We start from the raw sequence: 13492 nt of genomic DNA, 5'->3' as shown, positions 1-13492 counted from the left end.
GGCAACAGAGTTGTCACCTGAACGTAGTAGCGCTCACCGGCGTCGATAGATCAAGCTGTCGGACATTGATTGACCGTTAACCCCTGATCAGGGAGCTTTCTTAACTATGGAACCCCGTCGCCGGGTGTTGCGTCACCTCGCCGCACCCGCCCTCGCCCTGGCCGTCGTGGCCGCCCTGCCCATCGCCCGCCAATCGGAGAAGGCCGCCCCGCCCGCCGAGTTCACTCCGGTGAGCGTGTCGTCCGGCCTGCCGCACGGATCGAAGGTCGTCAAGGGACAGTTCCTCAGCTACAACGACTTCCACGGCGCGATCGACCCGCCGAGTGGCACCGGTGCCGTGGTGAACGCGTCCGGCACGTCGACCCCGGCCGGCGGCGTCGAATACCTGGCGACATACCTCAAGAAGCTCCGCGCCGAGGCGAAGGCCGAGGGCCGGTCGACGCTGACCGTCGGCGCCGGCGACCTGGTCGGCGCGACCCCGCTGGTCAGCGCCGCGTTCCACGACGAGCCGACGATCGAGCTGATGAACCAGGTCGGCCTGCAGGTCAGCTCGGTGGGCAACCACGAGTTCGACGAGGGCGTGGCCGAGCTGATCCGCCTCCAGCGTGGCGGCTGCCACCCGACCGACGGTTGCCAGGACGGCGACGGTTTCTCCGGCGCGAAGTTCACCTACCTGGCCGCGAACACCATCGACAACAAGACCGGCCTGCCGATCCTCCCGCCGATCGACATCAAGTTCGTCGGCGGCGTTCCGGTCGGCTTCATCGGCATGACCCTCGAGGGCACGGCCGGCATCGTCAACCCGGCCGGCATCAAGAACGTGCACTTCACCGACGAGGTCGAGACCGCCAACAAGTGGAGCAACCTGCTCCGGCTGTTCGGTGTGAAGGCCCAGGTGCTGCTGCTGCACGAGGGCGGCTCGCAGGCGTCGGCCACCCCGACCCCGGGCGTGTCCGACTGCTTCAACTTCTCCGGCCCGGTGGTCGACATCGTGAAGGGCCTCAACCCGGAGATCGGCCTGGTCGTCTCGGGTCACACCCACCGCTTCTACTCGTGCTCGCTGCCCAACAAGACCGGCACGAGCGTCGTGACCAGCGCCGGCACCAACGGCCAGCTGATCACCGACATCGACTACTCGATCGACAAGCGCAGTGGCCGGTTCGCCGAGATCACCGCGAAGAACGTGATCGTGGAGAACGGTGTCCCGGACGGCGCCGGCGGCTGGAAGAAGGACGCGTCGGGCGTCTACCTGAAGAACCCGGACACGGTCGACAAGGGCGCCAAGAAGATCGCCGACAAATACCGTACGGCGGTCGCCCCGATCGCCAACAAGATCGTCGGCACGATCACCGCCGACATCACCCGCGCCGCGACCAAGGCCGGCGAGACCCCGCTCGGTGACGTGATCGCCGACGCGCAGCTCGCCTACACCAAGTCGGCCGGCGCCCAGATTGCCCTGATGAACCCGGGCGGCATCCGTGCCGACCTGGTCGCGGGCGCGTCGGCCGGCGGCGAGGCGGCCGGCCAGGTTACCTACGGCGAGGCGTTCACCGTCCAGCCGTTCAACAACCTGGTGGTCACTCAGACCTTCACCGGCGCCCAGATCAAGGACGTCCTGGAGCAGCAGTTCTCCGGTTACAAGGGCCAGACCAGCTCGAAGACCCTTCAGGTCTCGGCCGGGCTGACCTACACCTGGAGCGCTTCGGCGCCGCTCGGCTCGAAGATCACCGAGCTGAAGCTCAACGGTGTCGCCATCGACCCGGCCACCAGCTACCTGGTCACGACGAACGACTTCCTGGCCAACGGCGGCGACGGCTTCTCGGTCCTGGCCACCGGCACCGGCCGGGTCACCGCGCCGGGCTTCGATATCGACGCCCTCGTCGCCTACCTCGGTGCCGCCCCGGTGGCCCCGGGCCTGGCCAACCGGATCGCCACGATCGCCTGACCTGCTGCGCGCCGCTGTCCCACGGATCGGGCGGTTTCCTTGCGGAGGCCGTCCGGCCGGGGGCATACTCGGTCGCGTGATTCAGCGGGCACGATTTTTTTACTACGACACCGGAAGTCCGGCAGTCGTAGGCCGCTGAGCGCAGACCTACTTCAAGCCCCGGGCTTCCCAGCCCGGGGCTTGCTGCTGCCCGGGCCGGGTCGACCGGGGCGCAAGCACCCGAGGAGCAGAGGATGACCGCCGACGTGGTGGACCAGACGACCGGTGCGGGCGAGCCCCTCGCCGCCGACGAGATCCGCGCGATGCGCGAGCGCATCGACGAGATCGACCAGACCATCATCGACCTGTGGCTGGAGCGGGCCCGCATCTCCCAGGCGGTCGGCAAGACCCGCATCGCCAGCGGCGGCACCCGCCTGGTCCTGTCCCGCGAGCGCGAGATCGTCGAACGCTTCCGCGAGGCCCTCGGCCCCGACGGCACCCAGATCGCCCTGATGATCCTCCGGGCCGGGCGCGGTCCGCTGTAGCCTCCGGGCCGCCGCAGCGGGCGGACGGCCCGGTGTTGCAGCCGGCGCGAACGGAGAAGTCCGGTACGCCTCGGTATCCGTACTAATAGCGGTGAAGAACGTCCCGAACCTCGGCGTAATGGCAGGCACTCGGGTGTGGGGCCCGCTGGCGGATCTGTAGCAGTGGTTCATGGTCGGCGCAGTACGGCTGGGCCTTCCAGCAGCGCGTGCGGAAACGGCAACCCGACGGTGGATTCGCCGGCGACGGCACGTCGCCCTCCAGGACGATGTGGTCGCGGTGGCCGCGCAGGCGCGGGTCCGGGACCGGCACCGCGGAGAGCAGAGCCTGGGTGTACGGGTGGGTGGGCTGCTCGTAGATGGCCTTGTGGTAACCGGTCTCCACGATCTTGCCGAGGTACATCACCGAGACCCGGTCGGAGATGTGCCGGACCACAGACAGGTCGTGGGCGATGAAGATGTAGGAGAGGCCCAGCTCCCGCTGCAACCGCTCGAGCAGGTTGATCACCTGGGCCTGGATGGAGACGTCCAGGGCCGACACCGGCTCGTCGCAGACGATGATCTCGGGGCGCAGAGCCAGGGCGCGGGCGATGCCGATCCGCTGGCGCTGGCCGCCGGAGAACTGGTGCGGGTAGCGGTTGATGTGGTCGGGGTTGAGGCCGACCAGGTCGAGCAGTTCCTGGGTGGCGCGTTCGCGGCCGGACCGGGGCACGGCGTCGGGGTGGATCACGTAGGGCTCGCCGATGATGTCACCGACCGTCATCCGCGGGTTGAGCGACGTGTACGGGTCCTGCATCACCATCTGGATGTTGCGGCGGGCCCGGCGCAGTGCCGGACCGGAGAGCCGGACCATGTCATCGCCGCGCACCATGATCTCGCCGGAGGTCGGCCTCTCCAGGCCGACCAGGAGTTTTGCCAGGGTCGACTTGCCGCAGCCGGATTCGCCGACGATGCCCAGCGTCTCGCCGCGGCGCAGTTGAAGGTCGACGCCGTCGACCGCGCGGACCGCACCCACCTTCGACCTGAAGACGATGCCCTGGGTAATCGGGAAGTGTTTCACCAGGCCACGGGCATCCAGTACCAGATCGGACACATCAGACACCGAGGACCTCCCGGATGAAGTGGCAGCGGGCGATGCGGTGCGCGGCGATCTGGTAGGCGGGCGGCTCCTGGTCCATCCGGCAGATCTCGCGGGCGTAACCGCAGCGCGGGTGGAACGCGCAGCCCTTAGGGATGTCGGTGAGTGACGGCGGCAGACCGCGGATCACGTTGAGTTCGCGGCCTTTGTGATCGAGACGCGGAATAGATTCAAGAAGAGCTTTGGTGTACGGGTGGGCCGGGCGCGCGTAGATGTCGTGGACCGGCGCCTCCTCCACGATCTTGCCGGCGTACATCACCGAGATGCGGTCCGCGACATCCGCGACCACGCCCATGTCATGGGTGATCAGGAGCAGGCCCATGTTCCGCTGGCGCTGCAGCTCCGCGAGCAGCCCCATGATCTGGGCCTGGACGGTGACGTCGAGTGCCGTGGTCGGCTCGTCGGCGATCAGCACCTCGGGGTCGAGGGCCAGCGCCATGGCGATCATGACGCGCTGCCGCATACCGCCGGAGAACTGGTGCGGGTAATCGTTGATGCGATCCTTCGCCGCCGGGATCCGCACCTGGTCGAGCAGCTCGATGGCCTTCAGCTTGGCGGCGGATCGGGACATGCCGCGGTGCTTGCGGAACAGCTCGGCCAGTTGGAAGCCGACCGTGTAGACCGGGTTCAGGGCGGACAGTGCGTCCTGGAAGATCATGGCGATCCGGTTGGCGCGGAACTGGCGCCGGTCCTTCTCGGCGAGTTTCAGCAGGTCGACGCCCCGGTAAAGGACCTGGCCACCGGTGACGTGCCCGGGCGGTGAGTCGAGGATGCCCATCACCGCCTGGGCGGTGACCGACTTGCCGCAGCCGGACTCGCCGAGGATCGCGAGCGTCTCCCCCGGCTGAAGGTAGAAGCTGGCCCCGTTCACGGCCTTGGCCACGCCGTCCCGGGTGCGGAACTCGACGTGCAGGTCGTCGACGTGCAGCAGGGGGGCGCGGGGATCGAGGCCGACGCTGATGTCTGTCACTTCAGGTCACCGCAGCTTCGGGTCGAAGGCGTCGCGGACGGCGTCGCCGAGCATGATGAAGGCCAGCACCGTGACGGCCAGGAAGACCGACGGCCAGATCAGCGGGCCGGCCGCGACCCGGATGTAACCGGTGGCCTCGGAGATGGCGATGCCCCAGCTGATCGCGTCGCCTTTGAGCCCGATGCCGAGGAACGACAGGGTGGCCTCGCTGGCGATGTTGATGCCGAGCAGGATGGTGAGCACCACGATGTAGGAGGCCAGCGAGTTGGGCAGGATGTGCCGGAACAGCAGCCGGCCGTTCCCGGCGCCGAGCATCCGGGCGGCCGCCACGTAGTCCTGGTTCTTGGCCGCGATCACCGACGAGCGCATGACTCGGGCCGCGGTGGTCCAGCCCAGGAGGCCGAGAGTGACGGTCACCGCGAAGACGCCGTTGCTGGCCGGGTCGGCGGAGAGCCGCTTGGCCAGCACGATCGCGCCGAGCAGCAGCGGGATGCCGAGCATGACGTCGATGAAGCGGGACAGCACGGCGTCGAGCCAGCCGCCGAAGAAACCGGCGGCGAGGCCGAAGGCCAGACCGATCACGCCGGCGATCAGGGTGGCGAAGACGCCCACGATGATCGAGTAGCGGGCGCCGTAGACGGTCTTGGCGTACACGTCGCAGCCCTGGAAGTCGTAGCCGAAGATGGCGCCGCCGGTCGGGCCGTCGTGCTGCCGGCTGAGCACGCAGTCGCGCGGATCGGCCGAGGTGAACAGCGACGGCCAGGCCGCCATCAGCAGGATCACCACGATCAGCACCGCGGCGAGCCAGAAGATCTTGCTGCGCCGCAGGTCGTGCCAGGCGTCGCCGGCCAGGCCGCGAGGTTTGCCAGGGCTTTCCAGCAGGGCCGTCTCACTCATAGCGGATCCTCGGGTCGAGCGCGGCGTACAGCAGGTCGACGATCAGGTTCACGACCAGGAAGACGATCACCAGCACGCTGACGAAGCCGACCACGAGCGGGCCGTCCTCGGTGCGGATGCCGCGGAAGAGGTTGAACCCGACCCCGGGGATGTTGAACACCTTCTCGGTGACGATGGCCCCCGACATGAGCGCGCCGAGGTCCACCCCGATCAGGGTGATCACCGGGATGAGCGAGTTACGCAGGACGTGTACGCCGATCACCCGCGCCCCGGTGAGACCCTTGGCCCGGGCGGTCCGCACGTAGTCGGCGCGCAGGTTCTCGGCGACCGAGGCTCTGGTCACCCGCAGTTCGGTGGCGACGACCAGGCTGGCCAGCACGGCCGCGGGCAGCAGCAGTTGCCAGAGACTCGCGTCCCGGCCGGCGGTGACCGGGAACCAGCCAAGCTTGATGCCGAACACCAGCTGGGCGATCGGCGCGATCACCACGATCGGCATGGCCAGCACGATCAGCGTCACGACCAGGGTCGCGTTGTCGAAGATGCTGCCGCGCCGGATGGCCGAGACGACGCCGGCGAGGATCGCGATGGTGGCCGCGATGACGATTGCCATCACCGACAGGCGCAGCGTGACCGGCCAGGCGTCGGCCAGCATGTCGGCCACCTTGCGGTTGGTCATCGACGTGCCGAAGTCCCCGGTGAGCAGGCCCTTGATGTAGTACCAGTACTGCGCGAAGAAGTTGTCGCCGAGGTGGTACCGCTCGGTGAGAGCAGCCCGCTGGCTGTCCGTGATGGGTTTTTCGCCGACCAGCGCCTGGATGGGGTCGTCCTGCACGGCGAACATCAGGGCGTACACGATGAACGTGGCCCCGAAGAAGGTGAGGACCATCTGCAGCAGGCGCCGCACGATGTAGCGGAACATTCGGTGATGCCTTTTGAGCGAAGAAAGGTGGCGTCACAGCCGGTTAGGCCATGACGCCACCACCGTTCGAGGCGCCAGGCTAGCTGGCCACCTCGATCTTGTATATGTCCACCTTCTGGAACAGGTCCATCTCGACGCTGGTGACCTTTTCCGAGTGGCCGAAGACGTTCTGCCCGAAGCGCAGCGGGAGAACCGGCATCTCGTCGGCGAGGATGTCCTCGGCCGCCTGCCACTTCTTGATCGCGGCCGCCGGGGTGGCCGCCTCGGAGCCTTCCCGCACCAGGCTGTCGAACGCGCTGTTGGTGTAGCCGTAGTAGTTCGACGAGCCGTCGGTCGTGTAGAGCGGGCCCAGGTAGTTCTCCATGAGCGGGTAGTCCATCGCCCAGGCCAGCCGGATCATGCCCACCGACTTGTGCTCGCGCACCTTCTTCAGCATGTCGGACAGCTTCGGCTCCGGCGAACCACTGCAGTTGACCCCGAGCGACGCCTTGATCTGGTTGCACATCGCGTCGACCCACGCCTTGTGACCGCCGTCGACGTTGTACGAGATCTTGATGTCCGTCGGGCCCTTGGCCTCGGCGTACAGCTGCTTGGCCTTGGTCGGGTTGTACTCGCAGTTCTCGCCGCAGGTGTTCGGCCGGTAACCGGCGACCACCGGGGAGACGAACGACGTGGCGGGAGTTTCCGAGCCCAGGAAGATCTGGTCGGTCATCTCCTCGCGGTTGATCGCCATGGAGAGCGCGATGCGGACGTTCTTGTCCTGGTATTCCTTCTCGTAGATCGGGAAACCGACGAACGCGAACGCCGAGCTCGGGCTCTTCTGCAGACGGTCACCGAGGTCACCGGAGGCGGAGGCCAGGCTCTCGATCGGGATCTTGGTCTCCACGTCGAGGTTGCCGGCGTTCAGGTCGGCGTATTGCGCGCCGAGGTCCTGGTAGATCTTCCAGGTGATGCCGTCGACCTTGGGGACCGTGCCCTTGAAGTCGGCGACCTTCTCCACCACGATCTTGGAGTCGTGCTCCCACTTGCCCTTGATCTTGAAGGGGCCGTTGCCGACCGGGGCATCGCCGTAACCGTCGGCCAGCACGCCGTCCGCCTTGAACGCGGCCTTCGGCAGCGGGTAGAAGGCGTCGTAGCCCATCACCGACTCCCAGCCCGCGAAGCCGGCCGAGAGGGTCACCTGGAAGGTCGTGTTGTTGACCTTCTTGAGCCCGGTCAGCTTCTTCGCCTTCGGCTCCTCGGCCTTCTCCGGGCCGTCGCCGTCGGGGTCGACCGACTGCATCTGCGCGTAGCCGTCGATCCGGCTGAAGAAGTACGACGCGAGTTGAGCGTTCGGCCCGTAGGCGCCGTAATTCCAGGCGTTGATGTAGTTGTCGGCGGTGACCGGCTCGCCGTTGCTGAAGGTGAAGCCGGAACGGATCTTGATCGTCCAGACCTTGTTCGCCTTGTCGTGCGTGATCGCTTCCGCCGCCACCACGTACGGGTTGCTGTTCTCGTCGAAGCGGACGAGCGGATAGAAGAGCGACGCGAGCACGGAGGAGCCGTTCTGTTCCGTCGTGTTCGACGGGATCAGAGATTCCGGCTCGACGATGCCGATGCTGATGGCGTTCGGCAGGGTCTCGTCGTCGTCCGATGAGCCGCCGGAGCAACCGGCCGCTAACAAGGCGATGGCGGCCGCTCCGGCCGCCATCTTCCATGGGCCATTCCCACGCATGTGGAGGATGCCTCCTTCGTCGGCTCACGGGGGTGGGTGAGTCCGAGCAACTGTGACACAGCGATACCGAAGGTCGGCATCCCGTTACCAACCCGATACTAGCGAGGGCCAGGATACGGCTTACCGCGGGAGACCGTCCACAGGGCGTTGACCTGCAAATATGCCCCTCGGTAGGCGATCTACGACGCACCGCAGCGGCAAACTCCGGAGAAGTCAGACAAGCCGCCGGTCGGCTGCCCATCGTGACAATTCGTAACGGTTGCTCATCTGCAGCTTGCGCAGGACGTTGGAGACGTGGGTCTCCACCGTCTTGATCGAGATGAACAGCTCCTTGGCGATCTCCTTGTAGGCGTAACCCCGCGCGAGCAGGCGCAACACCTCACGCTCGCGGTTGGTGAGCTGGTCCAGCTCGGGGTCGGCGACCGGCACGTCCGGCCGGGAGGCGAACGCGTCCAGCACGAAGCCGGCCAGCCGCGGACTGAACACCGCATCGCCGTCGGCGACCCGCCGGATCGCCGCGGCCAGCTCGTCGGGCGAAATGGTCTTTGTCACGTAGCCGCGAGCACCGGCCCGGATCAGGCCGATCACGTCTTCCGCCGCGTCGGAGACCGACAGCGCCAGAAAACGGACCTGCGGGTGGGAACGGCGCATCGCGTCCAGCACCGCGCGACCGCCGCCGTCCGGCATGTGCACGTCGAGCAGCACCACGTCCGGCTCGATCGCGGCGATCTTGCTGACCGCCTCGGCCACCGTGCTCGCCTCGCCCACCACCTCGACGTGCACGCCCAGCTCGGCGCGCACCCCGGCGCGGAACATCGCGTGGTCGTCGACCAGGAAAACCCTGAGACGGCCGCCCTCTGACTCGGTCATCGTGCCGACTCCTTCCCAGCCGTCATGCTCTCCCGGGCGACGGGAAGCATGAGGCGGACCTCGGTGCCCTCGCCCGGCGTGCTCTTGATCTCGGCGCGCCCGCCGTGCCGCTTCATCCGCCCGATGATCGATCCCCGGACGCCATGCCGCGACTCTTCCACACCATCGAGGTCGAAACCGGCCCCACGGTCGCGCACGAAGACGCTCAATTCGTCGGCCTCGACCTCGGCGTAGAGCGAAATCGTCTGCACCCCGGCGTGCCGGGCCGCGTTGACCAGGGCCTCGCGGGCCGCCGCGACGAGCGCCGCGACCCGGTCGTCGCACTCGGTGTCGCCGACCACCACGGTCTCGACACTGATCGCGTAGGTGTCCTCCACCTCGGCGGCCGCCTGCTCGAGGGCCGCCGCGAACCGCTCGGTCGGCGAGGCGGTCGGCTTGTAGAGCCAGTTGCGCAGGGACCGCTCCTGGCCCCGGGCGAGCCGCTGCACCTCTTTGATGTCGGCCGAGTTGCGCTGGATCAGGGCCAGCGTGTGCAGCACCTGGTCGTGGATCATGGCGGCGACCTCGGCGCGCTCCTGCTCGCGAATGCGGCCCTCGCGCTCGGTGCGCAGCTGGTTGAACATGCGATAGAGCAGCGGCGCGGCGACCACGCCGACGCCGAGCAGGCCGACCAGCGCGAAGATCACGCCGTTGAACACCGAGCCGAGCGAACCGGCCGGGGCGTAGACCGCGACCACGCCGATGATGCCGGTGGCCACCAGCACGCCGCCGCCGATGAAGCGGAACAGGAAGAACCGGCGGTCGCTCTCCGCCACCACGGCGGCCAGCCACGGGGTCTGCGGCAGGTTGCCGGCCCACTGGCCGCGCCGGGACGGGTCGGACTGGTGCCAGATGATGCCGGCGCCGACCGCGACCACCGCGATCAGCCAGCCCACCGTGCCGGCCACGCTGTCCTTGAAAACCAGCGCCTGCAGCAGCACCACGCCCAGGCCGATCGCCGCAAATGGCAGCAACATCGCCAGGTCGCGTCGCGGCGGCGAGTCGGTGGTGGGAATCTGTTGCGGCAGGACGGCCCAGAAGGCCGCATAGAGCAGAAGGCCCAGACCGCTGAAACCGAGGAGTACGACGAGCGCGATGCGAACCGCCAGCAGCGGGACACCCAGATGCTCGGCCAGACCGGCCGCGACACCGGCAACGATCCGGTGGTCACGGGGCCGGTACAGCCGGCGGGTGGGTGGTGTGACGGCGGTGCTGATGGCTCCTCCTCGGTTCGGTCCTCCGATCGTCACACGTTCGGCGGCCCCGAGCCACGGGGAATGTCCCCCGGTATCGGGCCACCCGGATCTCAGGGTGGCCTCAGGGTCGGCGCCGGAAGCGACTAGGGCCGGTTCGGCGACAGGATCGACGGCATGAACGACGAAGCTCCCCGTCCGCCGTCGGACGACGACCCGTCCACCCAGCCCACGTCCGCTTCGTCGTCGGATTCCGCCTCGGCTTCGCCGTCGGCGGGGCCGGCGACGGAGGAGATCCCGCCCTCGGGGCCGTATTTCTCCCGGGAGCAGCTCGTCCGCCCACGCCAGGGCCGCTACGTCGCCGGTGTCTGTGTGGCACTGGCCCGGGCCACCAACACCGACCCGGTGCTGTGGCGCGTGCTGGTCGCCGTGCTCGGCATCCTCAGCGGCGTCGGCATCCTGCTCTACCTGATCGGCTGGCTGATCATCCCGGCCGAGGGCGACACCGCCTCGCCGATCGAGTCGCTGCTCGGCAAGGGCCGCTCCGGCATGGCCCCGCTGTCGGTGGTGCTGCTCGGCGCGGCCGCGGTGATCTCCTTCGGCTTCATCGTGCACGACGGGATGCGGGCCAGCCTGCTCGCGGCGGCCGTCATCCTGGGGGCGGTCCTGTTGATCAAGCGCAGCAACGGCACCGGCTCACCGGCCACGTTTCCGGCGGCCACGCCGCCGCCGGCGGACCCTCCGGCTGGCTTCGCGCCGGCGAGCGGGGAGCCCGTTGCGGCGTACGCTCCGGCCGGCTTTGCTGCGCCGGCGGCCACGGCCGCACCGGCCGCAGAACCGGTGACCGAGAAGCTGCCGCCGCGGCCGCCGTTCTCGCCGCCGCCCAGCGGTTACCGCCCGCCGTTCGCCCCGCACGGTCCCTGGGCCGGGCAAGCGACGCACCAGGGGATCCCGCTGCAGCCGCCGCGCCCACCGAAACCGCCGAAGCCGCCGCGCGAGCGCTCCAAGCTGGGCCGACTCACATTCTTCGCGGTCATCATGGTGATCGGTGCGATGGCGGCGATCGACACGGCCGGGGCCGGCATCGCGATCTCCGCCTACTTCGCCGCCGCCCTGATCACGATCGCGCTCGGCCTCATCGTCGGTGCCTGGTTCGGCCGGGCCCGCGGTCTGATCGCGCTGGCCGTCCTCACCTCGATCGGCCTGTTCGTCTCCAACGGCGTCGAGCGCTGGGGCGGCGAGGTGGGCAACAGCGTCTACCGCCCGCAGACCTTCGCGGCGGTCGCCGACCGGTACGACTTCACGGCCGGTAACGCCACGCTCGACCTGCGCGACATCGACTTCACCGGCAAGAGCCAGACCATCACGATGAGCATGAAGGTGGGTCAGATGCGGGTGCTGCTGCCGCCGTCCGTGGACACCGTCGCCGACGTCCGGATCGACGGCGGCCGGGCGGTGCTCTTCGGGCAGGAGTTCACCGGCGACCGCAACGACACCACCAAGTCGGTGACCGACCTGGGCAGCGACGGCACCGGCGGCGGCAACCTCAAGCTGGACCTGCAGATGGACACGGGCAACGTGGAGGTGCTCCGATGAAGCCGCACCGCACCGATGGGGTCTCGCTGAGCTTCGGCCTGATCTTCCTGCTGGTCGCGCTCTGGTGGGCGCTGTCCCGGATGATGACCATCCACCTGCCCGCCATCGGGTGGCTGGTGGCCGGCGGACTGATCGCCTTCGGCGTGATCGGCCTGCTCGGCGCCATCCGCTCCGGCCGCACCCCGGCGCCGGTCCAGGTCGCCGCCACGGTCGAGCAGCCGGCCCCGGAGCCGGAGATTCCCGGTGACCTGCCGCCGGAGTTGCACGCCGAGATCGTGCAGGAACTCCTGGACGACCCGGCCGACCGCTTCCGCAAGGAGCACCCGGAAAGCTGACCGGAAACCAACCCACCGCCCGCGAGCAGCCTGCTCGCGGGCGGCGCAATATGCTCGGCCCATGACTGCGTACCCCGCCGTGTCCAAGGCACCCATCGTCGGCATCGGCAGCACGGCCGCTCGTGCGCTCACCGCCGAGTTCGCGCGGCACAACGCGGCCACGTCCGCGCTGGTCGTCGGCGCGGACCACTCGTCACTCGTGGTCGCCGCCGCGGTCGAGGCGCTGCTGCCCGGCGACTCGCTCACCCTGGTGGCCGGCGAGCGCAGCACCGCCGACCTGCTCCGCGACCACATCGCCGGGCTGGGCAGCTGGATCGCCGATCGGGTAAAGGTGGTGGACGCGCTCGACGAAGCGCAGCCCGCCGACGTGATGATCGTGGGCGAGCCGGTCACCGGCACCGCGCAGGAGGTCCGGGCACAGCTCGACCGCCTCGGCAAATACCTGACGGACGGCGCCGTGGTCACGCTGGCCACCCCGGCCGTGCCCGGCCGCACCGGCGGTGCCGCCGCCGAGCTGTTCCGGCAGGGCGCCCTGTTCGGGGTCGGCTCCGACCTGGTGGTGCGCAACTCGCCGCCGCTGCGCGTGCACCGGCTGCGGTTCACCCCGGCCGACCCCCGGGTGGCGGCGACCCTGGCCCCGGCCTACAAGACGTCCAGCGTGCCGGTCACCCGGAGCATGCACATCGACTCCAACGGGGTGGCCGCGGCCGGCATCGCGCTCGGGCTCGCGGCGCTGGCCCGCACCGCCCGGCCCAAGTCGAAGCTGTGGCTGCTCCCGGCGCTGGCCGCGGCGCCGGTGGCGGCGTTCTTCCGCGATCCCGAGCGGGATGTGCCGACCGACCCGGCGGCGGTCGTGGCCTCGGCCGACGGCCGGGTGCTGTCGATCGAGCGGATGACCGACGAGCGGTTCGGGCCGGGCGAGTTCCTGCGCATCGCGGTGTTCCTGTCGGTGCTCGACGTGCACGTCAACCGGGTGCCGGTGGCCGGTCGGGTGGCCGACTACTTCGTCGAGGACGGCGGGTATGCGAACGCGATGACCGCGGCGGCCGAGCACAACGTGGCGGCCTACACGGTGCTGGACACCGAGCACGGCACGGTCGTGGTGGCCCAGCGCACCGGCCTGATCGCCCGCCGGATCGTGCAGCGGGTGCCGGTCGGCACGCTGGTGGCGCGGGGCGAGCGGATGGGCCTGATCCGCTTCGGCTCCCGCACCGACGTCTACCTGCCCGCCGACAAGGCCGAGTCGCTGGTGGCGGTCGACGAGAAGGTCGTCGGCGGTTCCTCGGTGATTGCCCGCTGGCTCTGAACCCAGGCATGTAAAAGGCCCGCCCCCACGTGGGGGCGGGCCTTTTTCG

The 13492-nt window shown here is 69.0% G+C and carries 12 protein-coding genes; 5 read left to right on the top strand and 7 right to left on the bottom strand.

Features of this window, described 5'->3' with window-relative positions:
• The first annotated feature begins 106 nt into the window (after nucleotides 1-106).
• Both Ato02nite_RS22675 and Ato02nite_RS22670 read left to right on the top strand, forming a co-directional pair.
• Nucleotides 107-1945 carry a bifunctional metallophosphatase/5'-nucleotidase gene (locus Ato02nite_RS22675; protein WP_213008592.1) on the top strand — a complete coding sequence of 613 codons (1839 nt, stop codon included), beginning with the start codon at nucleotides 107-109 and terminating at the stop codon, nucleotides 1943-1945.
• Nucleotides 1946-2178: 233 nt separating this feature from the next.
• On the top strand, nucleotides 2179-2469 hold the full coding sequence (locus tag Ato02nite_RS22670; protein ID WP_213008591.1) for a chorismate mutase: 291 nt from the start codon (nucleotides 2179-2181) through the stop codon (nucleotides 2467-2469).
• A gap of 82 nt (nucleotides 2470-2551) precedes the next feature.
• Here Ato02nite_RS22670 and Ato02nite_RS22665 read toward each other — a convergent pair whose 3' ends face one another.
• The 7 genes from Ato02nite_RS22665 to Ato02nite_RS22635 form a co-directional block, all read right to left on the bottom strand.
• Complete coding sequence (locus tag Ato02nite_RS22665) at nucleotides 2552-3559, bottom strand: ABC transporter ATP-binding protein (protein WP_213008590.1); 1008 nt, start codon at nucleotides 3557-3559, stop codon at nucleotides 2552-2554.
• 1 nt (nucleotide 3560) lies between these two features.
• Nucleotides 3561-4574 carry an ABC transporter ATP-binding protein gene (locus tag Ato02nite_RS22660; protein ID WP_213008589.1) on the bottom strand — a complete coding sequence of 338 codons (1014 nt, stop codon included), beginning with the start codon at nucleotides 4572-4574 and terminating at the stop codon, nucleotides 3561-3563.
• Nucleotides 4575-4580: 6 nt separating this feature from the next.
• Nucleotides 4581-5471 carry an ABC transporter permease gene (locus Ato02nite_RS22655; protein ID WP_213008588.1) on the bottom strand — a complete coding sequence of 297 codons (891 nt, stop codon included), beginning with the start codon at nucleotides 5469-5471 and terminating at the stop codon, nucleotides 4581-4583.
• Entirely contained in the window at nucleotides 5464-6390 is a 927-nt protein-coding gene (locus Ato02nite_RS22650; protein WP_213008587.1) for an ABC transporter permease, read from the bottom strand. The genes Ato02nite_RS22655 and Ato02nite_RS22650 overlap by 8 nt, the downstream gene beginning before the upstream one ends.
• Nucleotides 6391-6469: 79 nt before the next feature.
• Entirely contained in the window at nucleotides 6470-8104 is a 1635-nt protein-coding gene (locus tag Ato02nite_RS22645; RefSeq protein ID WP_246607310.1) for a peptide ABC transporter substrate-binding protein, read from the bottom strand.
• Nucleotides 8105-8317: 213 nt separating this feature from the next.
• A complete protein-coding gene (locus Ato02nite_RS22640) occupies nucleotides 8318-8974 on the bottom strand; it encodes a response regulator (RefSeq protein WP_213008586.1) in 657 nt (218 codons plus the stop codon).
• On the bottom strand, nucleotides 8971-10230 hold the full coding sequence (locus tag Ato02nite_RS22635; protein WP_281419777.1) for an ATP-binding protein: 1260 nt from the start codon (nucleotides 10228-10230) through the stop codon (nucleotides 8971-8973). The genes Ato02nite_RS22640 and Ato02nite_RS22635 overlap by 4 nt, the downstream gene beginning before the upstream one ends.
• A 153-nt stretch (nucleotides 10231-10383) precedes the next feature.
• Here Ato02nite_RS22635 and Ato02nite_RS22630 point away from each other — a divergent pair, with 153 nt between their 5' ends.
• The 3 genes from Ato02nite_RS22630 (at nucleotide 10384) to Ato02nite_RS22620 (ending at nucleotide 13443) form a co-directional block, all read left to right on the top strand.
• A complete protein-coding gene (locus tag Ato02nite_RS22630) occupies nucleotides 10384-11802 on the top strand; it encodes a PspC domain-containing protein (RefSeq protein WP_213008585.1) in 1419 nt (472 codons plus the stop codon).
• Nucleotides 11799-12137: a phage holin family protein gene (locus Ato02nite_RS22625; RefSeq protein ID WP_213008584.1), complete on the top strand. Its 339-nt coding sequence runs from the start codon at nucleotides 11799-11801 to the stop codon at nucleotides 12135-12137. Before Ato02nite_RS22630 ends, Ato02nite_RS22625 begins: the two co-directional genes overlap by 4 nt.
• Nucleotides 12138-12198: 61 nt before the next feature.
• The gene (locus tag Ato02nite_RS22620; protein ID WP_213008583.1) at nucleotides 12199-13443 is read left to right on the top strand and encodes a phosphatidylserine decarboxylase; all 1245 of its coding nucleotides are present in this window, start codon (nucleotides 12199-12201) and stop codon (nucleotides 13441-13443) included.
• Nucleotides 13444-13492 lie beyond the last annotated feature (49 nt).

Source organism: Paractinoplanes toevensis (genome assembly GCF_018332695.1).
In the GTDB taxonomy this organism is placed as follows: Bacteria; Actinomycetota; Actinomycetes; order Mycobacteriales; family Micromonosporaceae; genus Actinoplanes; species Actinoplanes toevensis.
This window is presented reverse-complemented; position numbering and strand designations above follow the sequence as displayed.

Bases quoted from the DNA above. Each gene is read 5' to 3' on its own strand.
- Ato02nite_RS22675 (WP_213008592.1), top strand. From the start codon at position 107: ATGGAACCCCGTCGCCGGGTGTTGCGTCACCTCGCCGCACCCGCCCTC.
- Ato02nite_RS22650 (WP_213008587.1), bottom strand. From the start codon at position 6,390: ATGTTCCGCTACATCGTGCGGCGCCTGCTGCAGATGGTCCTCACCTTC.
- Ato02nite_RS22640 (WP_213008586.1), bottom strand. From the start codon at position 8,974: ATGACCGAGTCAGAGGGCGGCCGTCTCAGGGTTTTCCTGGTCGACGAC.
- Ato02nite_RS22630 (WP_213008585.1), top strand. From the start codon at position 10,384: ATGAACGACGAAGCTCCCCGTCCGCCGTCGGACGACGACCCGTCCACC.
- Ato02nite_RS22625 (WP_213008584.1), top strand. From the start codon at position 11,799: ATGAAGCCGCACCGCACCGATGGGGTCTCGCTGAGCTTCGGCCTGATC.
- Ato02nite_RS22655 (WP_213008588.1), bottom strand. From the start codon at position 5,471: ATGAGTGAGACGGCCCTGCTGGAAAGCCCTGGCAAACCTCGCGGCCTG.
- Ato02nite_RS22645 (WP_246607310.1), bottom strand. From the start codon at position 8,104: ATGCGTGGGAATGGCCCATGGAAGATGGCGGCCGGAGCGGCCGCCATC.
- Ato02nite_RS22670 (WP_213008591.1), top strand. From the start codon at position 2,179: ATGACCGCCGACGTGGTGGACCAGACGACCGGTGCGGGCGAGCCCCTC.
- Ato02nite_RS22620 (WP_213008583.1), top strand. From the start codon at position 12,199: ATGACTGCGTACCCCGCCGTGTCCAAGGCACCCATCGTCGGCATCGGC.